Source organism: Variovorax paradoxus EPS (assembly GCF_000184745.1).
In the GTDB taxonomy this organism is placed as follows: Bacteria; Pseudomonadota; Gammaproteobacteria; order Burkholderiales; family Burkholderiaceae_C; genus Variovorax; species Variovorax paradoxus_C.
Map to the genome: position 1 here is coordinate 2479867 of NC_014931.1, position 22961 is coordinate 2502827.

The 22961-nt window shown below is 69.7% G+C and carries 12 protein-coding genes; 9 read left to right on the forward strand and 3 right to left on the reverse strand.

Features of this window, described 5'->3' with window-relative positions; genetic code table 11:
* Positions 1 to 9: 9 nt before the first annotated feature.
* Positions 10 to 675 (reverse strand): response regulator, encoded by a 666-nt coding sequence (locus VARPA_RS11475; protein ID WP_013540727.1) that lies wholly within the window; start codon positions 673 to 675, stop codon positions 10 to 12.
* Positions 676 to 701: 26 nt separating this feature from the next.
* Positions 702 to 1706: a Bug family tripartite tricarboxylate transporter substrate binding protein gene (locus VARPA_RS11480; protein WP_013540728.1), complete on the reverse strand. Its 1005-nt coding sequence runs from the start codon at positions 1704 to 1706 to the stop codon at positions 702 to 704.
* Between the two features lie 202 nt (positions 1707 to 1908).
* Between VARPA_RS11480 and VARPA_RS11485 the strand changes: the two genes are divergently transcribed.
* The 3 genes from VARPA_RS11485 (at position 1909) to VARPA_RS11495 (ending at position 16269) form a co-directional block, all read left to right on the forward strand.
* The gene (locus VARPA_RS11485; RefSeq protein WP_234974998.1) at positions 1909 to 4059 is read left to right on the forward strand and encodes a sensor histidine kinase; all 2151 of its coding nucleotides are present in this window, start codon (positions 1909 to 1911) and stop codon (positions 4057 to 4059) included.
* The gene (locus VARPA_RS11490) at positions 4056 to 4796 is read left to right on the forward strand and encodes a response regulator transcription factor (protein ID WP_013540730.1); all 741 of its coding nucleotides are present in this window, start codon (positions 4056 to 4058) and stop codon (positions 4794 to 4796) included. Before VARPA_RS11485 ends, VARPA_RS11490 begins: the two co-directional genes overlap by 4 nt.
* 382 nt (positions 4797 to 5178) lie before the next feature.
* On the forward strand, positions 5179 to 16269 hold the full coding sequence (locus VARPA_RS11495; protein WP_013540731.1) for an autotransporter-associated beta strand repeat-containing protein: 11091 nt from the start codon (positions 5179 to 5181) through the stop codon (positions 16267 to 16269).
* Between the two features lie 51 nt (positions 16270 to 16320).
* Here VARPA_RS11495 and VARPA_RS11500 read toward each other — a convergent pair whose 3' ends face one another.
* The gene (locus VARPA_RS11500; protein WP_013540732.1) at positions 16321 to 17124 is read right to left on the reverse strand and encodes an IclR family transcriptional regulator domain-containing protein; all 804 of its coding nucleotides are present in this window, start codon (positions 17122 to 17124) and stop codon (positions 16321 to 16323) included.
* Between the two features lie 200 nt (positions 17125 to 17324).
* Here VARPA_RS11500 and VARPA_RS11505 point away from each other — a divergent pair, with 200 nt between their 5' ends.
* The 6 genes from VARPA_RS11505 (at position 17325) to VARPA_RS11530 (ending at position 22915) form a co-directional block, all read left to right on the forward strand.
* On the forward strand, positions 17325 to 18248 hold the full coding sequence (locus tag VARPA_RS11505) for a shikimate dehydrogenase family protein (RefSeq protein WP_013540733.1): 924 nt from the start codon (positions 17325 to 17327) through the stop codon (positions 18246 to 18248).
* 147 nt (positions 18249 to 18395) lie between these two features.
* Entirely contained in the window at positions 18396 to 19229 is an 834-nt protein-coding gene (locus VARPA_RS11510; RefSeq protein WP_013540734.1) for a shikimate dehydrogenase family protein, read from the forward strand.
* A gap of 22 nt (positions 19230 to 19251) precedes the next feature.
* Positions 19252 to 20463: a 3-carboxy-cis,cis-muconate cycloisomerase gene (gene pcaB / locus VARPA_RS11515; protein ID WP_013540735.1), complete on the forward strand. Its 1212-nt coding sequence runs from the start codon at positions 19252 to 19254 to the stop codon at positions 20461 to 20463.
* Complete coding sequence (locus VARPA_RS11520) at positions 20460 to 20903, forward strand: carboxymuconolactone decarboxylase family protein (RefSeq protein ID WP_013540736.1); 444 nt, start codon at positions 20460 to 20462, stop codon at positions 20901 to 20903. Before pcaB ends, VARPA_RS11520 begins: the two co-directional genes overlap by 4 nt.
* Positions 20904 to 20950: 47 nt before the next feature.
* Complete coding sequence (locus tag VARPA_RS11525) at positions 20951 to 22108, forward strand: multidrug effflux MFS transporter (protein WP_086011074.1); 1158 nt, start codon at positions 20951 to 20953, stop codon at positions 22106 to 22108.
* A 39-nt stretch (positions 22109 to 22147) separates the two neighbouring features.
* Positions 22148 to 22915 (forward strand): alpha/beta fold hydrolase, encoded by a 768-nt coding sequence (locus tag VARPA_RS11530; protein WP_013540738.1) that lies wholly within the window; start codon positions 22148 to 22150, stop codon positions 22913 to 22915.
* Positions 22916 to 22961: the final 46 nt, after the last annotated feature.

Consider the following 22961-nt stretch of genomic DNA (forward strand, 5'->3'; position numbering starts at 1 on the left):
CGCGCGCACCTAGTCGGCTTCCAGCACGTAGCCCAGGCCGCGCAGCGTGACGATGCGCACACCGGTGCCATCGAGCCGCTTGCGAAGGCGATAGACGAACACCTCGACCGCTTCGGGGTGCACCTCCTCGTCGTCGGAGAACACGCGTTCCAGAATCTGCTGCTTCGATAACGGCTCGCCGCTGCGCTGCACCAGCGCGCGCAGCACCGCCTGCTCGCGCGGCGAGAGCGCCAGCGCTTCGCCGTTCAGCACGAAGTGCCGCCGCGCGCTGTCGTACACCAGCGGCCCGCAGGCCAGTCGCGGATGCTCCACGCCGCGCGCACGCCGCACCAGCGCATGCAGCCGCGCTTCGAGCTCGGCGAGCGCGAAGGGCTTGGCAAGAAAGTCGTCGGCGCCCGCGTTGAGCGAGGCGACGCGCTCGTTCAGCGAATCGCGCGCCGTGAGGATCAGGGCCGGCAGCCGCTGGTCGCGTTCGCGCAGCCGCTGCAGCACCGTGTGGCCGTCCATGCCGGGCAGGCCCAGGTCGAGCACCAGCGCATCGTGGTCGCGCTGCTGCAGCGCGCGGTCGGCCAGGCGCCCGTCGTCCACCCATTCGACCTGGATGCCCGCGTGCTCCAGCGCCTTGCAGAGCCAGGTGCCCAGGGTGTGTTCGTCTTCGGCCAGCAGGATGCGCATGGCGCCGATGCTAGGGCCTTGAACGCTCAGTCCGGCTTGATGTTTGCCCTTGCGATCACCTTCTGCCAGCGCGCCTGTTCCGCCGCGATGAACTGCGCGAACTGCTCCGGCGTGCCGCCGACGGCCTCGGCCGCATCGGCCGTGAGCCGCTGCATCGAATCGGGCGACTTCACCGCCTTCATCGTCTCGGCCGAGAGCTTGGCCAGGTTCGCGGGCGCGATGTTGGCCGGCGCGAGCATGCCGTACCACTGCGTCATCTCGAAGCCGGGGAAGCCTTGCTCGGCGACGGTCGGCACATCGGGCAGTTGCGCGAGGCGCTTGGCCGAGCCGGTCGCGATGCAGCGCACCTTGCCGGCCTTGATGAACGGAATGATCGCCGCCGCGCCGATGGCCGAGGCGTCGAGCCGGCCCGAGAGCAGGTCGGTGACCATCGGGCCGGTGCCGCGGTAGGGCACGTGCAGCATGAACACGTCGGCGGTCATCTTCAGATACTCGAAGGCCAGGTGGCCCGCGCTGCCGTTGCCCGCGGAGCCGTAGCTCAGCTTGCCGGGCTTGGACTTGGCATAGGCGATGAACTCCTTGAGGTTCTTCGCCGGCACGTCGGGGTGCACCACATACAAGCTCGGCACCTTGGCCAGGAGGCTCACGGGCTTGAAGTCCTTGTTCGCGTCGTAGGGCAGCTTGGCGAAGATGTACGGGTTCACGGCCAGCGTGCCGATGTGGCCGAGGATCAGCGTGTGCTGGTCGGTGGAGCGTGCCACTTCGCTCATCGCGATGTTGCCGGCCGCGCCCGGCTTGTTGTCCACGAAGACGCTCTGGCCGAGCGTGCGCGAGAGCTCGGCGGCGGTGGAGCGCGCGACGATCTCGGAGCTTCCGCCCGGTGCGAAGGGCACGACGAAGCGCACCGACTTGCTGGGCCAGGCGTCCTGGGCCGAGGCCAGGGAGGGCAGCAGGCCGCCCAGAGCGAGGGCGCCGCCGGATTGCAGCCACTGGCGGCGGCTGGGGGAGAGGGGAAAAGGCTTGGCGTGCATGGATGCGTCTCCGTGATTTTTTAGGGAAGGCCGCATGGTGCCCGGTGGCGGCTGTCGGAATGCTGTCAGTGCGGGGTGAAAGAAAAAGTAAGGTGCAAACTCCGCGGCCACGCACCAGAATCCGGTGCGAAGCGGCGACGCAGACGGCGCCGCGATGACACTTTCGAGGACACGGACGGCAACTTTGTTCATCGCGCTTTGCTTGACAAATTTCGGGTTGCGGCTCGCTGCGATCCGCGCGATGGCGGGGCTCGCCTTGTTCCTGCTGGCATGCCTTGCCATACCGAGCCATGCACAGGCTCAGCCGCTGAGACTCGATGCCGGATTGGACATCCTGGAGCGCAGCTTCAACGGGCGCTTGCAGGCCTATCACGACAAGAGCGGCCTGCTCACGCGCGAACAGGTGGCATCGGCTTCCCATCAGCAGCAATTCAAGACGGTCGAGGGCGTCTTCAACGGCGGCTATGTCAAGGGCGCCTGGTGGGTGCGCTTCCAGATCCAGGCCTCGCCCGAACAGATTGCGCATCCGCTGGAGGGTGGCTGGTGGCTGCGGCTGAACGCGCCGTACGCCGACTACATCGACGTGTGGTGGCCCGACGGCGCGGGCGGCACGAGCGGCGGCTTCACGCACCGCGCGCTCGGCGGGATGCGCGCCGCCTCCGCGCGCGAGCTGCCCTGGTCGATCCCTGCCGTGCGCCTGCCCGACCTGCCCGATACCGAACCGCGCTGGGTCTGGGTGCGGCTGGCGGGCGATCGCTCGCTGACCCTCGCCGGCGGCGTATCGCCGCTGCGCGAGCAGGCCGTGGTGCAGCAGGAGCTGGACTACGTCGATGCGGCCGTCGCCGGCATGGTCCTGCTGATGGCGGTGGTCAGCCTGATGATGGGTATCGCGTTGCCCGACCGGCGATTCATTGCGTACGCCGGTTATCTCCTCACGCTCGCACTGGTGTTCGGAAGCTCGGAGGGCCTGCCGGCGTCCCTGTGGCTGCAAAACCACCCGCTGGCCGCCGTTCGCCTGCACAACTTCTCGGTCTGCCTGCACACCGCCGCCGCATTCGGATTCGCCCGCGTGCTGCTGGACATGGAGCGGCAGTTCCCGCGCATGAACCGCGTGTTCCAGGTGATGACGCTGGTTTGCCTCGCGGCCTGCGCGGTGGCCATGGCCGGCTGGTACGGGCGCATCGCGCGGCCGCTGAACCTGATGTGGGTGATGTTCGCGGCCTGCATCGTGCCGATGTGCGCCGTTGCGCTGCGCCGGAACCTCCAGGCCTGGCCGGGATTGGTCGGCTATGCCATCTACCTCCTGATGGGCGTGGTGCACTTTGCGAAGAACCTGCAGTGGGTGCCCTACACGCTGGCCACCCAGTCCAGCTATGCGATCGGCAGCATCCTGCACATCATGGCTTTCTTCTTCGCGCTGGGCTGGCGTGTGCGCCATCGCGAGCGGCGGGCACTGTCGCTGTCCCGCCGGCACCGCGCGCGGCTGGCACAGCGCGTGAACGAGCGCACCCTCGATCTGCGCCAGGAGATCACGAAGCACCAGCGCACGCACGACCAGTTGGCGCTGGCGCTGCGCGAGCAGCGCGGCCTGCTGGCCATGGTGTCGCACGAGTTCCGCACGCCGCTGGGCACGATCGGCGGCGCGGCGCAGATCCTCGCCGACGACCGGCTCGGCCTGGTCCGCGAAGAGGTCAAGAAGGAAGCCGAGAAGATCAGCCGCACCGTACTTCGCATGCGCGACCTGGTGGACACCCTGCTGGCCGACGAATGGCTCGATGCGTCCAGCGACAACCTGTGCCTGGTTCCGGTCGAGCTCGCCGGGTTCCTCCGCGAGAAGATCGAGGAGCACAGCGAAGGCATCGGTGGCAGGCGTATTTCATTGCATCTCGGTGCGCGCGAATTGCCGGTGCTGGCGGACGAGACGCTGTTGCACATCGCGCTGGACAACCTCCTGACCAACGCCATCAAATATGCGCCGCCACATTCGCCGATCGTGGTGAGGGCCGGAATCCGGCGCGGCCTTGCCGACGGCATTCCGAAAGGCGAGGACACGGTGCCGGGCGTGTACATCCAGGTGTGCGACGAAGGCCCCGGTTTCATGCCGCATGACCTGTCGCACGTCTTCGAGCGCTTCTATCGCGCGGCCGGCACCCGGCGGATTCCGGGCATCGGGTTGGGCCTGCACATGGTGCACCGCGTCGCCACGGTTCATGGTGGCAGCGTGGCCGCCTCCAACGCAGCCGGCAAGGGTGCCGTGCTGACCCTGACCCTCCCGCTTCTTGGAAGTGCCGAGGAATCGGAAACCCGGGGTACCCACGACGCGGTAGCGCTCGACCAGGGAGGCTGCAGATGATGGGCACCCCGGCCCGCGTGCTGGTCATCGAGGACGACGACGATCTGCGCGACACGCTGCTGCGGTACCTGCGCGGCGTCGGCATGCTGGCCCGCGGACTGGAGAGCGCCGAGGGGCTCGACGCGGAACTGGCACGACAGGATTTCGATGCCGTGGTGTGCGACGTCAACCTGCCGGGCGAAGACGGATTCAGCGTGCTGGCCCGGCTGCGATCGCGCAGTGCCATGCGCATCGTGATGCTGACCGCGCGCGGCATGGCGAACGATCGGCTGCATGGCCTCGGCCTCGGCGCCGACTACTACCTGGTCAAGCCGGTGAACCTGCGCGAGCTCGAGATGGTGCTGCACAACCTGCTGCAGCGCAGCCAGGAAGTGCAGGGGCAAGGCACGCGCGAGCCCGATGCCCTTGCAGCCGACGAAGCCACGGCGCAAGCGCCTTGGCGCTATCACGGCACCACCTGGCTGCTGCTGTCGCCGGCCGGCCAGCGCGTGCAGTTGTCCAGCGCGGAAGCGCGGCTCGTTCAGTGCCTGATCGAGCGGCCGCGTGAAGTGGTGGACCGGGCCACGCTGCTTGCGGCGATGGGGCGTCCCGGGCTGGAGGCCTACGAACGCAACCTCGACGTCACGGTCTCGCGGCTGCGTCGCAAGGCCGAGCAGGCCAGCGGCGAGAAGCTGCCGATCGTCGCGGTGCGCGGCGAGGGCTACAGCTTCCAGGGGAACGTGCGCATCGCGCCTTGAGCGCCGCCGCCTGAATGATCCGGCGGGCCTCTGCCCGCGCATGCGGCTCGTCGACGCCGCTTTTTTCCGCATCGCCGCAAGCCTGGAACCACACGTGGGTCGGCCCGTTTTCTGTCGGCAAAACCACGGTTTTCCGTAGGTGCCAACGGGCTCCGCTGCAAGAAAATGTAAGGTGCAAATAAGAGAGCCGAGCTTGAGAATTTCGCTCGAAGCGGCAGCGCAGCGATGCCGCGCATGCCATGCGCTCCTTGCGATGGCATGGCAGGAGGGGACCCCATGAAAAGCAGTACGACAGGCAGCGCCGCGGCGCGCCAGGGTTCCCGGCTGCATTGGATTGTTACTGCAGCGCTTTCTGCACGCTGCCTACGGAGGAGAACCGTCGATGAATACTGCGTACAAGACGATCTGGAACGCCGCGATCGGCGCATGGGTGGCTGTTTCTGAAGCGACGTGTGCGCGCGGCAAGCGAAGCACCAGCCGGCGCGCGGGTCGCACGGCACGCCTCGCAGGGCCGTTGCTTGCCGCCACCGGCTTCGCCATGACATTGCCCGCGTGGGGCGCGTGCGCACCTGCTGCGCCGGCGGACGGTGCCGCGGTCAGCTGCACCGGCGTGCCGATGCTGCTGCCGCCGAATCCCAACAGTTTCCTCAGCAACGCGAACAACCTCGATGTCACGGTGCAGGCCGGCGCGATCATGAGCACGCTGCCGGGCGGCACTGCGATGACGCTGGGCGGCACGGGGGGCACGCTCACCAACCTGGGCGCCATCGACGCCAATGCCGCCGGTTCGCTGGTCCTGGCGCGCGCGCTGGCCATGGGCAGTCTGCTGACGCCCGGCAGCGGCGCGCTGGCGGTGAACAACCAGGGCTCGATCGAAGGCACCTTCAACGGCACCTTCAGCCTGAACGGCGCCGCGATGGTGATTGCCAACCGGGGCACGACCACGGTCAACAACGCGGGCGGGATCGGGTTGGCGCCGCTCGGACTCTTCGATCCGGTCAACGGCATCGCCATCGGGATCTACGGCGGCGGGAACGTCGATTTCACGAATGCGGAAACGGGCACGATCACCGGCCGCATCGGTTTCGAGGGCGCAGCCAGCGGCGGCAACCGCTTCGTCAATGCGGGCACGATCAATGGCAGTGTCTTGCTGGGCACCGGCGCGAGCAGCGACACCTTCATCGCGGTGACCGGCTCCAGCGTGAACGGCGGATTGGTTCCTCTGCCTGGCATCCTGGTGCCGACGCCGGGTATCACCCCGCTGGGCTTTGCCGCGGGCGGCACGGTGGACGCGGGCGCCGGCGCGACGGACACGTTGACGCTGCGCAACGTGGCCTCCGGCCCCGGCTCGGGCAACGGCGGATCGGGCGCGATCGCATCGAGCCAGTACCTGAACTTCGAAAACCTCCAGGTCGACAGCGGCACCTGGACACTGAACGGTGCGGTGGCCAGCGGCGGCGCCCTGCTCAACGGCGGCGTCGCGATCTTCGACAACGCACTGGCCTTCGGCACCGGTACGCTGACGGGCAACGGCGGCGCGATGCAGGCTGCGGCGAACGGCCTTGCGCTGGCCCAGAACGTGAATCTCACGGGCGGGCTGATCGTGCAGGGTGACAACAGCCTCACGCTGGGCGGCACTGTCGGCGGCACCGGCGGCCTCATCAAGAACGGCACCGGCACGCTCACGCTGAACGGCAGCAACAACTTCAGCGGTGGCTTCGCGCTCAACGGCGGCGGCGTGACGCTGGGCAATGCGAGTTCGCTCGGCTCGGGCCTGTTCCTGGTCGGCGGCCCCGTCGCGCTGAACACCGGCTTCAGCGGCACGCTCGGCAACCAGATGATGCTCAACGGCGCGCTGGCGCTCAACGGCGCGGGCACGCTGACCTTCGGCGGCAACATCTCGGGGGCCGGCAGCCTGACGCTGAACAGCGGCAACCTCGCGCTCGCCAACAGCAACAACTACGGCGGCGGCACGACGCTGCAGGGCGGTGCGCTGGACGTGGGCAGCAACTCGGCGATCGGCACCGGCGACCTCACCGTCAACGGCGCCGCCACGCTGACCGGCGCGGCCGGCGTCGCGCTTGCCAACAACGTCGTGCTCAACAACACGCTGAACTTCGGCGCGGGCGGCAGCGGCGGCGCGCTCACACTCAACGGAGTGATCGGCGGAGCGGGCGGCATCAGCCTGGCCGGTGCGCCGGGCCTCACGCTCAACGGTGCGAGCACCTTCACCGGCGGCTTCAACATCGGCGGTGGTGCGCTCACCGTGGGCAACGATTCCGCGCTGGGCCTCGGCAGCGTCACGGTCAGCGGTGCGAGTTCGCTCGATTCGAACAAGACGGTCAGCCTGACCAACAACCTCAACCTCAACGCGGCGCTCACCATCGGCGGCAGCAACGACCTCGCGCTCAACGGCGCGATCGGCGGCCTGCGCGGGCTGACGAAAAACGGCACGGGCCGCCTCACGCTCGGTAGTGCGAACACCTTCTTCGGCGGAGTCAACCTGCAGGGCGGCGCGCTGCGCGTGGGGACCAACACCTCGCTGGGCCTGGGCACGCTGACGGTGAACGGCAACGCCGCGCTCGACGCGAGCGCGGACGTGGACCTGGGCAACGCGGTGGTGCTCAACGCGGGCCTGGACATCGGCGGCGCGAACAACATCGGACTCGGCGGGGTCATTACGGGCACCGGCCCCCTCTCGTACAGCGGCAGCGGCACGCTGACGCTGGCCAACGCCAACTTCTGGACCGGTGGAACCACGCTCAAGAGCGGCACGCTGAACGTCGGCAATAACTTCGCGCTGGGCCAAGGCGCACTCGCAGTGACCGGCAACGCGAACCTGCGCGCCAACGTGCCGGGTACCCTGCTGGGCAACGCCCTGACATTGGGCGCCGGCACGACGCTCAACGTGGACGGCTCGAATCCGCTGGCGCTGGTCGGCACGATCGACGGTGGCGGCGCGCTCGCGTTGAGCGGCCCGGGGGCGGTGGCGCTGGCCGGCGCCAACACGTACAGCGGCGGCACGACCGTCTCGGGCACCACGCTCGGGGTCGTCAATCCGGCCGGCAGCGCCACCGGCAGTGGTGCCGTGCTGGTGCAGGCGGGCGGAGCGCTCACCGGCAACGGCAGCATCGCAGGCACTGTGAGCGTGGGCGACGGCATTGTGTTGCCGGGCAACGGCAGCGCGGGCACGCTGACCGTCGGCGGCCTGAACCTGGCGTCGGGCTCCATCCTGAACTACGACCTCGGCCAGGCCGGCGTGGCGGGCGGCGCGCTGAACGACCTGATCAGCGTCAACGGCAACCTGCAACTTGACGGAACGCTCAACGTGAGCGAAACCGCCGGCGGCAAGTTCGGCGCGGGCCTGTACCGGCTGATCGACTACACCGGCACGCTGACCGACAACGGCCTGAACATCGGCACCGCGCCGACGGCCGCGAAGAACCTGCAGGTGCAGACCAGCATTGCCAACCAGGTGAACCTGATCAACTTCGACGGCGCGACGCTCAACCTGTGGGATGGCGGCAACCCGGCGAACTTCAACGACGGCAAGATCGCCGGCGGCAGCGGCACCTGGCGCGCGGGCGGCTCGACCGCCAGCTGGACCAGCGTCGACGGCAAGCTCAACGCGGGCTGGCAGCAGGACGGTTTTGCGATCTTCAGCGGCAGTGCCGGCACCGTCACGGTCGACAACAAGAGCGCGGGCGGCGCGGTGCGCATCGGCGGCGCGCAGTTCGCGGTCGACGGCTACGTGGTCAACGGCGACCCGCTCACCATCAGCGCAGCGAACACCATGGTGCGCGTGGGCGACGGCACCGCCGCGAGTGCGGGCATGACCGCCACCATCAACGCGGCGATCGGCGGCACAGGCCGGTTGGTCAAGGAAGAGGGCGGCACCCTGGTGCTGACCGGCACCAACAGCTACAGCGGCGGCACGACGGTCAACGGCGGCATCCTGCAGATCTCGGCCGACGCCAACCTCGGCGCGTACGGCACGGGGCTGGCGCTGGACGGCGGCACCCTGCGCATCGCCACGGGTTCCGCGCCGTTCTTCAGCATGCGCGCGCTCTCGCTGGGCGCGGGCGGCGGCACCATCGATCTGTCGAACAGCCTGTACGGCGTGGGCGGCCCCATCACCGGCACTGGCCTGCTCACCATCACCGGCAAGGGCGGCACATTCGGCCTTGTGGCGGCCAACAGCTACAGCGGCGGCACGCTGCTGAAAGACGGCGCGAGCATCACCACCACCGCGAGCGGCGTGCTGGGCAGCGGCGCAGTGCAGCAGCAGGGCAACGGCACGCTCCTGTCGTTGCTCGGCACGGCGAGCGCCGGCAGCAACGAATACACCGTGGGCCGCGCCGCGAGCACGGACGGCGGCAACACGCTGTCGTTTTCGCAGAGCGCCACGGCGGCTGCCTCGAAGATCACGCTCAATGGCACGGGATGGGCGACCCCCGGTTCGAACGCGCTGCAATTCGGCGGCACCTCGAGCGCCGGGACATCGACTCTTGCCAATGCGGGCGGCGCGATCAACTTCTTCGAGAGTGCCAGCGCCGGGACGGCGGCGATCACGAACGGCAGCAACAGCCTGCTCTTCTTCGGCCAGACGGCCACGGCCGGCAGTGCGCAGATCGCCAACACGGCCGGCGGCGTTGTGCGTTTTGTCGATGCCGCGACGGGCACGAATGCCTCGGTCACCAACGCAGCAGGCGCCACGCTCGACGTGTCGGGCGCGACGGGCGGCAAACCCGCGGTCGAACTCGGCTCGCTCACGGGCGCGGGCGTCGTGGTGCTCGGCGCCACGCAACTCGCGCTCGGCAACCTCGGCAACAGCGACACGATCTCGGGCACCGTCAGCGACAAGGGCAGCATCTTCGCGCAGCCGGGCTCGGGCACGGGCGGCTCGATCGTCAAGGTCGGCGCCGGCACGCTCACGTTGAGCGGTGCCAACACCTATACCGGCGGCACCACCATCGCCGCAGGCACGCTGAGCGTGAACAACGCCAGCGGCAGCGCGACCGGCACGGGCGCGGTGCAGATCCTGGGCAACGCGATGCTGGCCGGCAACGGCAGCATCGCGGGCACCGTGAGCATCGCCAAGGGCGGCATCCTTTCCGCGGGCAACAGCCCCGGCACGCTGACCCTGGGCGGCCTGAACCTGGCCGACGGCGCGGTGCTCAACTACGAACTGGGCCAGGCCAACACCGTGGGCGGTCCGCTCAACGACCTGGTGAAGGTCAACGGCAACCTGCAACTGGACGGCACGCTCAACGTGGCGCAGTCGGCGGGCGGCACCTTCGGCGCGGGCCTGTACCGGCTCATCAGCTACACGGGCGGCCTGACCGACAACGGCCTGGACATCGGCATCGCGCCGGGCGCCGTGGGCGACCTGCAGGTGCAGACCTCGGTCGCGCAGCAGGTCAACCTGGTCAACCGCGCGGGCCTGTCGCTCAACTTCTGGGACGGCGGCGACAGCACGAAGTACAACGATGGCCAGGTGGCCGGCGGCAGCGGCACCTGGCGCGTGGGCACGCCCGGCGACGGCTGGACCGGCATCGACGGCAAGATCAACGCCGCCTGGGCGCAGGGGCAGTTCGCGGTGTTCGGCGGCAAGGCCGGCACCGTCAGCGTCGACGGACTCGGCGGCAGGGTGCTCATCACCGGCGCGCAGTTCGCCACCGACGGCTACCGCGTGCAGGGCGACGCGATCGAACTGGCCAACGCAGCGACCACCGTGCGCGTGGGCGACGGCACCGCGGCCGGCGCGGGCATGACCGCCACGATCGCCTCGGAGCTCACCGGCACCGGCGGCGTGGTCAAGGAAGACCTGGGCACGCTGGTGCTGGATGGCATCAACAGCTACAGCGGCGGCACCCTGGTCAAGGGCGGCATCCTGCAGATCGCCTCCGACGCCAACCTAGGCACGGTCGCGGGCGGGCTCGCGCTCGAAGGCGGCGCCACGCTGCGCGTGACCGGCGACACGGCCAGCACGCGCGTCGTGGGCCTCGGCGCAGGCGTCGGCACCTTCGACATCGACCCGATCCGAACGCTGGCACTGAATGGCGTGGTCACCGGCGCCGGGAGCCTGCGCAAGACAGGCGCGGGCACCTTGCAACTGGGCGCTGCCAATGCCTACACGGGCGGCACCGAAGTCGCGGCGGGCTCGCTCGAGGCGCTGGTCACGGGCGCGCTGGGCACCGGGCCGGTCTCGGTGGCGGACAACGCATCGCTGGCCTTCGCCAACACGGCCGAAGCGGGCAAGCTCGCCATCACCGTGGCCGCGCGCGGCGGTGCACCGACCGACAACGGCGGCTTCGTCGCCTTCCGCGACAGCAGCTCGGCCGGCAACGCGACCATCACGACGAACAAGGGCGCCGCGGTCGAGTTCCGCGACACCTCCAGCGCGGGCAACGCGGTGATCGAAAACCGCGGCGGCCTGACCACGCTGTGGTTCAACGCGATCGCGGGCAAGGCGCAGATCACGAACTTCGACGGCGGGCGCATCGACCTGCTCGACGACGCGAGCGCCGGGCAGGCGCGGCTGGTCAACGAGAGCGGCGGGGCGATCAGCTTCTCCGATCGCACGAGCGCCGACCAGGCCACCGTGGTCAACAACGCGGGCGCGCAGTTGCGCATCGACAGCCTCACCAATGCGGGCCTGTCGATCGGCTCGCTCGAAGGCGCGGGCAATGTGCTGCTGGGATCGAAGGCGCTGACGACGGGTGGGCTGAACACCAGCACGACGGTGTCGGGCGCGATCAGCGGCAATGGCGGCTCGGTCGTCAAGGTCGGCAGCGGCACGCTCACGTTGAGCGGCGCCAACGCCTACACCGGCGGCACCACGGTGGCGGCCGGCACGCTCGCCGCGAACAACACAAGCGGCAGCGCGACCGGCACCGGTGCGGTGCAGGTCCAGGGCGGCGCAACGCTGGCCGGCACCGGCGCGGTGGCGGGCACGGTGACGATCGCCAAGGGCGGCATCCTGTCGGCCGGCAACGGCGGCGCCGGCACGCTCACGACGGGCAGCCTGAACCTCGCCGCCGGCGCGGTGCTCGACTACGACCTGGGCCAGGCCGGCACCGCCGGCGGTGCGCTCAACGACCTGGTCAAGGTCAACGGCAACCTGCAGCTCGACGGCACTCTCAACGTGGCGCAGTCCAAGGGCGGCGTGTTCGGCGCGGGCATCTACCGCCTGATCGACTACACCGGCACGCTCACCGACAGCGGCCTGGACATCGGCAGCGCGCCGGTCGCGTCCAAGGACCTCCAGGTGCAGACCTCGGTGGCCCAGCAGGTCAACCTGGTCAACCGCGCGGGCCTCGCGCTGAACTTCTGGGACGGCGGCGACGCCGGCAAGTACAACGACGGCAAGATCGCCGGCGGCTCGGGCACCTGGCGCGTGGGCGTGCCGGGCGATGGCTGGACGGGCGCCGACGGCAAGATCAACGCGGCCTGGGTGCAGGACCAGTTCGCGGTGTTCGGCGGCACGGGCGGCACCGTCAACGTCAGCAACGCGGGCGGCACGGTGCGCATCACCGGCGCGCAGTTCGCGGCCGACGGCTATGTGCTGCAGGGCGACGCGATCGAACTCGGCGCCTCCGGCACGGTGGTGCGCGTGGGCGATGGCTCGGGCACCGACACCACGCGCAGCGCGACGCTGAATGTCGCGCTAATCGGCACAGGCGGCCTCGTGAAGGACGACGTGGGCACGCTGGTGCTGGGCGGCGCCAACACCTACACCGGCGGCACTACCGTCAAGGCCGGCGTGCTGCAGGGCGGCACGGCGAGCCTGCAGGGCGACATCGTCAACAACGCCGAAGTCGCGTTCGACCAGGGCACGACCGCCGGCACCTACGCGGGCACGATGAGCGGCACCGGCAAGCTGCGCAAGATCGGCAGCGGCACGCTGGTGCTGGGCAGCGCCAACAGCCATGCGGGCGGCACCTTCGTCGATGCCGGCACGCTGGCCACCGACGTCACCGGCGCGCTGGGCAGCGGCGCGGCGAACGTGGCGACGGGCGCCACGCTGCAACTGGGTGGCGGATTCGATGCCGGCACCACCGCCATCGGCAACCAGGGCACGGTGCGCTTGCAGGACAAGTCGAGCGCCGGCACATCGACCCTCACCAACGCCGCGGGCGGGGTGCTGGACTTTGCCGGCGACGCCTCGGCCGACAAGGCCACGGTGATCAACCAGGCCGGCGCACAGGTGCGCATCGACCAGGCGACCACCGGCGTGACCTTCGGCGCACTCAGCGGCGCGGGCGAGACCGTGCTGGGCGCCAAGGCGCTCACGCTCGGCGGCAGCGGCGGCGACAGCACCCTGTCGGGCAGCATCAGCGGCACCGGCGGCTCGGTCGTCAAGGTCGGCGCCGGCACGCTCGTGCTGACAGGCGCCAACACCTACACCGGCGCCACCACGGTGGCGGCCGGCACGCTGCGCGTGAACAACACGAGCGGCAGCGGCACCGGCACGGGCGCCGTGCAGGTGCAGTCGGGCGCCACGCTCGCGGGCAGCGGCAGCATCGCGGGCGCGGTCACCATCGCCAAGGGCGGCATCCTCGCCGCGGGCAACAGCCCCGGCACGCTGACGCTCGGCGCGCTCACGCTGGCCGGCGGCTCCACGCTCAACTACGAACTCGGCCAGGCCGGCGTGCCCGGCGGCGCGCTCAACGACCTGATCAACGTCACGGGCAACCTGCAGCTGGACGGCACGCTGAACATCGCGCAGTCGGCGGGGGGCACCTTCGGGCCGGGCCTGTACCGGCTCATGAGCTACGGCGGCACGTTCACCGACAACGGGCTGGACATCGGCACCGCGCCGGCCGGCGCCAAGCTGGCCGACCTGCAGGTGCAGACCTCGGTGGCGAACCAGGTCAACCTGGTCAACCGCGCGGGCCTGTCGCTCAACTTCTGGGACGGCGGCGACAGCAGCAAATACAACGACGGCCAGGTGGCCGGCGGCGACGGTACGTGGCGCGTGGGCAGCCCGCAGCCTTCGCAGGACGGCTGGACCGACATGGACGGCAAGCTCAACGCCAACTGGGCGCAGAACCAGTTCGCTGTGTTCGGCGGCAAGGCCGGCACCGTCACGGTCGATGGCGGCGGCGGGGCGGTGCGCATCGCGGGCGCGCAGTTCGCGGTCGACGGCTACACCGTGCAGGGCGACGGCATCACGCTGGACAACGCGAACTCCGTGATTCGCGTGGGCGACGGCACGGCCGCGGGCGCGAACATGACCGCCACGATGAATGTCGCGCTCTCGGGGACGGGCGGCATCTCGAAGGAAGACGCGGGCCGGTTGATCCTCGGCGGTGCCAACACCTACACCGGCGGCACCACCGTCAAGGGCGGCGTGCTGCAGGGCAGCGCCACCAGCCTGCAGGGCAGCATCGTCAACAACGCCGAGGTCGCGTTCGACCAGGACAAGACCGCCGGCATCTATGCGGGCGCGATGAGCGGCACCGGCAAGCTGCGCAAGATCGGCGCGGGCACGCTGACGCTGGCCAGCGCCAACAGCTACAGCGGCGGCACGCTGGTCGATGCGGGCACGCTCGCCACCGACACCAGCGGCGCACTGGGCACGGGCGCGGTGAGCATCGCCTCGGGCGCGGCGCTGCAGTTCGGCGGCAAGGCCGATGCGGGCAAGCTCGCCATCGCCAACCAGGGCACGCTGCGGCTGCAGGACGGCGCGAATGCCGCCAGCGCCACGGTGGCCAACGCGGCCGGCGCGCAGGTGCGCATCGACCTGGCCACCACCGGCGCGAGCATCGGCGCGCTCGGCGGCGCGGGCGATGTGGTGCTCGGCGCGAAGGCGCTCACCACCGGCGCGATCGGCAGCGACAGCACGATCTCGGGCGCCATCGCCGGTGCCGGCGGTTCGCTGGTCAAGGTCGGCGCGGGCACGCTCACGCTCGCGGGCACGGCCAGCTACAGCGGCGAGACGCGCGTGGCCGCGGGCACGCTCAAGGCCGGCGCTGCCAACGCCTTCAGCGCGGCTTCCAGCGCCGTGGTGGCCAGCGGCGCCACGCTGAACCTCGCGGGCTTCAGCCAGACCGTGGCGGGCCTCGCCAACAGCGGCACCGTGGCACTGGCGGGCGCCACGCCCGGCACCACGTTGACGGTCAAGGGCAACTACGTCGGCAACAACGGCGTGCTGAAGCTGGGCACCGTGCTCAACGGCGGCGCGGGGCCATCGGACCGGCTGGTGATCGATGGCGGCGCGGCCAGCGGCAAGAGCAGCGTGCAGATCGCCAACATCGGCGGCCTGGGTGCGCGCACCAGCGGCGCGGGCATCGAGGTGGTGAGCGCGCGAAACGGCGCGACCACCACCGCGCAGACCACCAAGGACGCCTTCGTGCTCGCAGGTGGCCATGTCGATGCCGGTGCCTTCGAGTACCGGCTGCACGCTGGCGACGCGAGCGGCGAAGGCGAGAACTGGTACCTGCGCACAGAGGCCGAGCCGGGAGCCGGGCTCCCGTCCTACCGCGCCGAGGCCTCGCTGTTCGCGGCACTGCCCAACCAGTTGCGCCAGAGCAACCTGGGCATGCTCGCGAGCCGCAGCCAGCGCGTCGGCGACGACGATGTACGCGGCGGTGCAAGCAGTGGTGCGGGCAGCACTTCGTCGAGCACCGACGGCAGCTACCGCCGCGCCTGGGGCCGGCTGATCTCCACCGACATGGACATCCGCCAGGGCGGCACCGTCTCGCCGCACAGCGAGGGCCGCGTGACCGGCCTGCAGGCCGGCACCGACCTGTGGGCCAACCCGGACTGGCGCGCCGGTATCTATGTGGGCCAGCTCGATGGCGACACCCGCGTGCGCGGCGTCGGCAGCGGCCTGCTGAATTCCGCCACCGGCCGCAACGACCTGCGCAGCCAGTACCTGGGCCTCTACGGCACCTTCGCCACCGAAGACGGCTTCTATGCCGACGCGGTGCTGCAGGCCGGCCGCCACCGCTACACGGTGCAGCCGCTGCTGAGCGGCGGCGTCGAGGGCAAGGGCAACAGCTTCCTGGCATCGATCGAAGTGGGCAAGGCCTTCGCGATCGGCTCGGGCGGCTGGTCGGTGGAACCGCAACTGCAGTTGATCCATCAACGGCTGCGGCTGGACGACGTGTCCATCCCGGGCGCGCTGGTGCAGCAGGACGCCGACAGCGGCTGGATCGGCCGTGCGGGCGTGCGCATCAAGGGCAGCTTCGCGACCGGCGCCGGCACGCTGCAGCCGTATGCGCGCCTGAACGTCTATCGCAGCGCCAAGGGCAACGACGTTGCGCGCTTCGTGAACCCGGCGGCGATCACGCCGGTGGGTGCGCCGATCGGCGGCACCAGCACCGAGCTGGCCGCGGGCTTCACGTTGTCGGTGAGCCAGCGCACGAGCCTCTACGGCGAACTGGGCAAGCAGTGGGCCTCGGGTGGCGATGCGCGCGTAGGCAGCTCGATCAACGCAGCGGCGGGTGTGCGGGTGAAGTGGTGAGGTGAGGCCGCCTCGACAGCGCAGGCATCGCCAGCGCGCGAGCGGCCCGCTTCAGATCAGGTTGCGCATCGCCTGCGCCGTCTCGCGCAGCACAGGCAGCACGCGTGCCACCGCGTCCTCGGAGCTCTCGTGGCCCATCGGCATCGTGATGTTCAGCGCCCCCACCAGCGTGCCGTGCCGGTCGCGCAGCGGCACCGCGATGCCGCGTGAATTGAGGTCGAGCTGCTGCTCCGACAGCGCCCAGCCCTGTGCGCGGATGCGCGCCAGTTCGAGCTTCATGCGCTCCATGCTCGCGATGGTGTGCGAGGTGAACACGGTGAGCTGCCGCGTCGCCAGCCACTCGTTCAGCTCGGCATCGCTGCGCAGCGCCAGCATCAACATGCCCGAGGCCGTGACCTGCGCCGGCACGCGCGCGCCCAGCACATAGCCGGTGCTCATGCTGCGGTTCGGGCCGTTGCGCGCGATGTAGACGACCTCGTCGCCGTCCATCACGCTCAGGTAGGCGATCTCGTTGGTGCCGGCCGCCACCCGCTGCAGGAAGGGCTGTACCACGCGCGGCAGCCGGGCCGATTCGAGGTACGAGCGGCCCAGCCGCAGCACGCGTGGCGTGAGCCAGAACAGCTTGCCGTCGCTCGCCACGTAGCCCATGTGCTGCAGCGTGAGCAGGTAGCGACGCGCGGCGGTGCGCGTCATGTTCGTGCGCTGACCGGCCTGGCTGGCGGTGAGGCGCGGGTTGGCATCGTCGAAGGCCTCGATGATGCTCACGCCGCGCTCGAGGCCAGCGATCCAGTCGCGCTTGTCCAGGCCCGCGGGTACGGGGGAGTCGTCCTTGCTGTCCTTGCTCTCTTTGCTCATGGTCGGAAGTGTGCCGCCGGTCGATCGCCGGCAAGTTGCATTCGTGGGCGGTGAAAACCCTTGGTTTGAGCGATTATCGAATTTCAAAGATCGATGATCGATCGTTTTGGCCTTCTCGGCACTGTGGAAAAGGGCCGAAGGGACTATAAAGCTCGGCATCCGGCCTCCCAAAGAGCGATTGACGAACGGAAAGCAAGCACATGAGCCATTCCATCAGCGGCAGCACCCAGGCTTACCTGATCCCGGGCGATCCGGTTCGCAATGTGCGGCTGCCGCGCATGTTCAACGCCACCTTCGAGCGCTTCGGCATCGACGCGGTGCTGCTGCCGATGCAGGTGCCGGTGCGCGACTTCGCGGTGTTCTTCAAGTCGGCCTTTCTCGCGCGCAACGTGCGCGGCATGGTGATCGCGCCGCCGCACAAGCCGCTGGTGGTCGACCTGCTCGACGGCTGCGGCCTCTTCGGCCGCGTGGCGGGCTCGGTCAACGTGGTGCGCCGCACCGAAGGCGGCCAACTCGAGGGCGACCTGTTCGACGGCGAAGGCCTCATCGGCGCGCTCGACCACTGCAACATTCCCTTCCGCGGCAAGCGCGTGCTGATCCTCGGCGCGGGCGTGAGCGCCGCGGCCATCGGCGTGGCGCTGGCCGAGGGCGGCACGGTGAACGGCGCGGAACACATCGCCTTCTTCGACACGGCGGCCGGCAAGGCGGCGGGCCTGGCGGCCAAGCTCGATGCCTTCTTCGATGCGACCGTGGTCGCGGTCGAGAGCAATGCGCCCGAAGGCTACGACCTCGTGATCAACGCCACGCCGCTCGGGCTGGTCGAAGGCGATGCGCTGCCGCTCGACGTGTCGCGCATGGAAAGCCACGCGGCGCTGTTCGACATCCTCTTGCGCAACCAGCCCACGCCGCTGGTGCGTGCGGCGCGTGCGCGCGGGCTCAATGCGCAGGCCGGCTTCGAGATGCTGATCCAGCAGATGCCGCACTACCTGCGCTACTTCGGCCACCTGGACGCGGCCGATGCGCTGCAGGCCGATGCGAATTTCCTGCGCGAAATCGTCTATCCGCCGGCGATGCAGGCCGAGATCGCGAACCCCTTGCGCTATCACTCGCCCAGCGTCGCCTGATGCGAATTGGCGATCAATCCACAAGAACCGTTCGGGCTGAGCTTGTCGAAGCTTCGCGCGGCGCTTCGACAAGCTCAGCGTGAACGGTTTTTATCTTTTTGAACGCAACTTGGTCTGAGCCTCACTTTTTTTGAGAGAACGACTTTCATGATTTCCGGCAAGACAACGCTCATCGCCCACCTCGGCTATCCGACCGAGGCCTTCAAGGCGCCGATGATCTACAACCCCTGGTTCGACAAGCAGGGCATCGATGCGGTGGTGGTGCCGATGGGCGTGAAGCCCGAGGACTACGCAGCCACGCTGCCGCAGGTGTTCAGGTTCTCGAACCTCCGCGGTGCGCTGGTCACGATGCCGCACAAGGTCACGACGATGGGGCTGGTCGATGAGGTGACGCCGACGGCGCGCATCGCGGGCGCATGCAACGCCATCCTCAAGCGCCCCGACGGCACGCTGCTCGGCGACCAGTTCGATGGCGCGGGCTTCGTGCGCGGCGTGGAGCGCAAGGGCAGGCTCTTCAAGGGCACGCGGGTGCTGGTGTCGGGCACGGGCGGCGTGGGCTCGGCCATCGCGGCCTCGATCGCCGCCGCGGGCGCCGCCGAGCTGATGCTGTTCGACATGAGCGATGCATCGGCCGAGGCGCTTGCCGCGCGGCTGCGCGAGCACTACCCGCGGATGAAGGTCGCCACGGGCTCTAAGGACCCGGCCGGCTACGACGTGGTCGTCAACGCCACGCCGCTCGGCATGAAGGACAGCGACCCGCTCCCTTTCGACGTGGACCGCATCGATCCGAAAACTTTCGTCGGCGAGGTCGTCATGAAGACCGAATACACGCCGCTGCTGCAGGCCGCGAAGGCCAAGGGCTGCGCGGTGCAGGTCGGCACCGACATGCTGTTCGAGATGATCCCGGCCTACCTCGAATTCTTCGGCTTCGGCACCGCGTCCCCCGAGGAACTGCGCGCCGTGGCCCAACTGAAATATTGACGATGAACACCCAGGTCCCCGCATGAGCATTTTCGAAGGCTTCCTCTCCACATCCGAAACACTCGGCGCTTTCAGCGACCGCGCATTCGTCGACGCCATGCTGCGCTTCGAGGCCGCGCTCGCACGTGCGCAGGCGGCCGAAGGGCTGATTCCCGAGAGCGCCGCGCACTCCATCGTCGGGAGCTGCAAGGTCGAGCTGTTCGACGTTGCCAAGATCGTTCGCGAGAGCGGCCGCGCGGGCAGCGTGGCGATTCCGCTGGTCAAGGCGCTACGCGAAGCCGTGGGCCTCTTCAATGCCGAGGCCGCGCCGTTCGTTCACTTCGGCAGCACCAGCCAGGACGTGATCGACAGCGCGATGGCGCTGGTCACGCGCGAGGCGGTGGCGCTCGTCGAAACCGACCTTGCCAAGGCCGCCGATGCGCTGCTGCGCCTTGCCACGCAGCACGCCGAAACGCCGATGCTCGCGCGCACGCTGATGCAGCCGGCCTCGGTGACCAGCTTCGGCTTCAAGTGCGCGGGCTGGGCCGCGCCGCTGGTGCGCAGCCGCTTGCGCCTGCGCGAAGCGGCGAAGCACGCGCTGCAACTGCAGTTGGGCGGCGCCGTCGGCACGCTCGCGCAGATGAAGGGGCAGGGCGCCGCGGTGCGCAAGCGCATGGCGAAGGAACTGGGCCTCGGCGACCCCGGCGCCACCTGGCACACGCAGCGCGACGAATGGGTGGCGCTCGGCTGCGAGCTCGGGCTCATGACAGGCAGCCTCGGCAAGATCGCCGTCGACATCGCGCTGCTCGGCCAGTACGAAGTGGCCGAAGTGGCGGAGCCCAGCGAACCCGGCCGCGGCGGCTCGTCGGCGATGCCGCACAAGCGCAACCCGGTGGCCTCGATGGTCGCCATCGCCGCCGCGCACCGCGCGCCGCAGCGCGTGGCCGCCTTGCTCGGCGCGATGCCGCAGCAGCACGAACGCGCCCTCGGCGCCTGGCAGGCCGAGCTGGCCGAATGGCCGCAGCTCCTGATGTCGGCGCACGGCAGCGTGCGCGCGATGGCCGGCGCATTGCCCGGCCTGCAGGTGGACGCCGCGCGCATGCGCGCCAACATCGACCGGCTGCGCGCCGAGCTGCCGCGCGATGCGGCGGACGAATGGTTCGACCCCGCGCTCGCCATCGGCGCGGGCCAGACCGCGCTGGCGGAAGTGAAGGCGCTGCAAACCCAACTCAAGGACAAGGAACTCTCGCAATGACCGCCCCCGCAACCTCAAGCAACGACTACGAAGACGGCCTCGTGAATCGCCGCCGCGTCCTCGGCGATGCCTGGGTCGACAAGTCGCTCGCCAACCGCAACGGCTTCAACGCCGAGTTCCAGGAACTCATCACGCGCCATGCATGGAACGACATCTGGGGTCGCCCCGCGCTGGGCGACAAGACGCGCCGCTACATGGTGCTGTCGATGATGCTGGGCATCCACGCGTACGAAGAATTCGCGATGCACGTGCGCGCCGCGCTCGACGGCCCGCCCGAGTCGCGCCTCACGCCAGACGACATCAAGGAAGTGATCATGATGGCCGCCATCTACTGCGGCGTGCCGGTGGCCAACCATGCATTCGGCATCGCCACGAACATCCTGCGCGAGAAGGGGCTGCTGCCCGTGGCCCCCGCATCGCCTGCGACGCCTGCGCAGTGAGCGCGCCGGTCGCCCCGAAGGGCCGCCTCGACGTCAGCTTCACCTTGATGCTGCCGCTGCTCCTGGCAGCGCAGCCCGTCGCCACCGACAGCTACCTGCCGGCGCTCCCCGCCATCGCCAAGGAGCTCGGCTCGGCCAGCACCAGCCTCACGCTGTTCGTGCTGGCCTTCGGCTTTGCGCAGCTGCTCTGCGGCCCGCTGGCCGATCGTTTCGGACGCAGGCCCGTGCTGCTCACAGGGCTTGCCTGCTATGCGATCGCCGCACTCGGCGGTGCGTTCGCCGGCAGCGTGGCGCTGCTTGCGGGCTGGCGCACGCTGCAGGGTTTTTCGATGGCCGCGATCCTCGTGTGCTCGCGCGCGGCGGTGCGCGATCTCTATCCCGCGCACGAGGGCCCGCATGTGATGGCGCGCGGCCTCACGGGGCTGGGCGTGGTCGGACTGATCGCGCCGCTGCTCGGCGCATGGCTCGTGCAGGGCGCGGGCTGGCGCTGGGTGATGGTGGCGATGGCGGTGTATGCCTCGCTGCTGTTCGCGATGTGCTGGCGCTCGTTCGGCGAAACGCGCAAGCCGCTCACCGGCGAATCGTCCGCGCCGCGCGGCAGCACGCGCGCGGTGTTCGCAAGCCGTTCGTTCCGTGCGTGGGCCTCGGTGGCCGCGACGACTTACGGCGGGCTCTTCTGCTTTCTGTTGCTCTCGCCGATGGTCTACATCGGCTACCTCGGCTGGTCGCCCGCGTGGTACGGCTGGATCCCGGCCGGCGGCTCGCTGGTCTACATCTTCAGCACCACCATGTGCCGCACGCTGCTGCGGCGCTACGGGCCGGTACGCACCGTGCGGCTCGGCGCATCGCTGAGCATGACGGGCGCGATCATCCAGGCGCTGGGCTGCTGGCTCATGCCGCTGAGCGCCGTGCCGCTGCTCGTGGGCCACGCGGTGTACTGCCTCGGCCACGGCATCCACCAGCCCTGCGGACAAGCGGGCGCGGTGGGCGACCTGCCGCATCTTGCAGGGCGGGCCGTGTCGTGGTCGGGCTTCGGCATGATGATGGTCGCGTTCTGCGTGGGGCAAATCGCCGCGCTGTTCGTCGATACCGGTTACTCCCATGGCGCATGGCCCATGGTCGTGCCGATGCTGGTGGCCGGTGCCGTGCTGCTGGCCATCGCGTTCCTCTGGCTCCCGCGTCTTCAACCTCCAAAGCACCCATAAAAAGATCCGTAAAAAGATCCGTAAAAAGGAAACCGCACCATGACCATCCGCCTGAATGTCGTTCGCGAAGGCGAAGGCCCCTTCGTCGTGCTCAGCCATGCGCTGGGCTGCAGCCTGCGCATGTGGGACGGCGTGGCCGCGCAGCTTGCGCGCGCGCACACCGTGATCCGCTACGACCACCGAAACCACGGCGGCTCCGAGGTGGTGCCGGGCGCCTTGCGCATCGAGACGCTGGCGCAGGACGCGGCCGAACTGATCCAGCGGGAGGCGGACGGTGAGCCGGTGCATTTCGTCGGTCTCTCGATGGGCGGCATGACCGCGCAGGCGCTCGCGGTGCGCCACCCCGAACTGCTCAAGACCGTGGTGATCGCCAATTCGTCCGCCCACTATCCCGACCAGGCGCCGTGGCGCGCGCGGGCCGAGACGGTGGCGGCGAAGGGCGTCGGCGCAATCGCGTCGGGCGCAGTGGCGCGCTGGCTCACGCCGGCGTATGCCGCGACCCCCGAGGGAGCAGCCGCTGCGAAGTCGCTGCACGACGTGCTGGTCGCGACCGACGCGCAGGGCTACATCGAGAGCTGCAACGCGGTCGCCGCCATCGATTTCCGCGAGAGCAACCACCGCATCGCCGTGCCCACCCTCGTGGTCGGCGGCCTGCAGGACGAAGCCACCCCGATGGACATGTCGCGGGCCATGGCCGCGGCGATTCCCGGTGCGCGCCTGGCGACCATCGATGCCGCGCACCTGAGCGCCGTGGAGCGTCCGGCCGAATTCGCGCAACTGCTGATCGATTACTGGCGCAGCCTCTGAGCGCCGGCGAAGGCGGCTCGGACCTAGGTGAATCCCGTATTTCGTG

Excerpts from the sequence above, each read along its gene's own strand:
- VARPA_RS11475 (WP_013540727.1), bottom strand. The coding sequence starts at position 675 with ATGCGCATCCTGCTGGCCGAAGACGAACACACCCTGGGCACCTGGCTC.
- VARPA_RS11480 (WP_013540728.1), bottom strand. The coding sequence starts at position 1,706 with ATGCACGCCAAGCCTTTTCCCCTCTCCCCCAGCCGCCGCCAGTGGCTG.
- VARPA_RS11490 (WP_013540730.1), top strand. The coding sequence starts at position 4,056 with ATGATGGGCACCCCGGCCCGCGTGCTGGTCATCGAGGACGACGACGAT.
- VARPA_RS11495 (WP_013540731.1), top strand. The coding sequence starts at position 5,179 with ATGAATACTGCGTACAAGACGATCTGGAACGCCGCGATCGGCGCATGG.
- VARPA_RS11500 (WP_013540732.1), bottom strand. The coding sequence starts at position 17,124 with ATGAGCAAAGAGAGCAAGGACAGCAAGGACGACTCCCCCGTACCCGCG.
- VARPA_RS11505 (WP_013540733.1), top strand. The coding sequence starts at position 17,325 with ATGAGCCATTCCATCAGCGGCAGCACCCAGGCTTACCTGATCCCGGGC.
- VARPA_RS11510 (WP_013540734.1), top strand. The coding sequence starts at position 18,396 with ATGATTTCCGGCAAGACAACGCTCATCGCCCACCTCGGCTATCCGACC.
- pcaB (WP_013540735.1), top strand. The coding sequence starts at position 19,252 with ATGAGCATTTTCGAAGGCTTCCTCTCCACATCCGAAACACTCGGCGCT.
- VARPA_RS11520 (WP_013540736.1), top strand. The coding sequence starts at position 20,460 with ATGACCGCCCCCGCAACCTCAAGCAACGACTACGAAGACGGCCTCGTG.
- VARPA_RS11525 (WP_086011074.1), top strand. The coding sequence starts at position 20,951 with ATGCTGCCGCTGCTCCTGGCAGCGCAGCCCGTCGCCACCGACAGCTAC.
- VARPA_RS11530 (WP_013540738.1), top strand. The coding sequence starts at position 22,148 with ATGACCATCCGCCTGAATGTCGTTCGCGAAGGCGAAGGCCCCTTCGTC.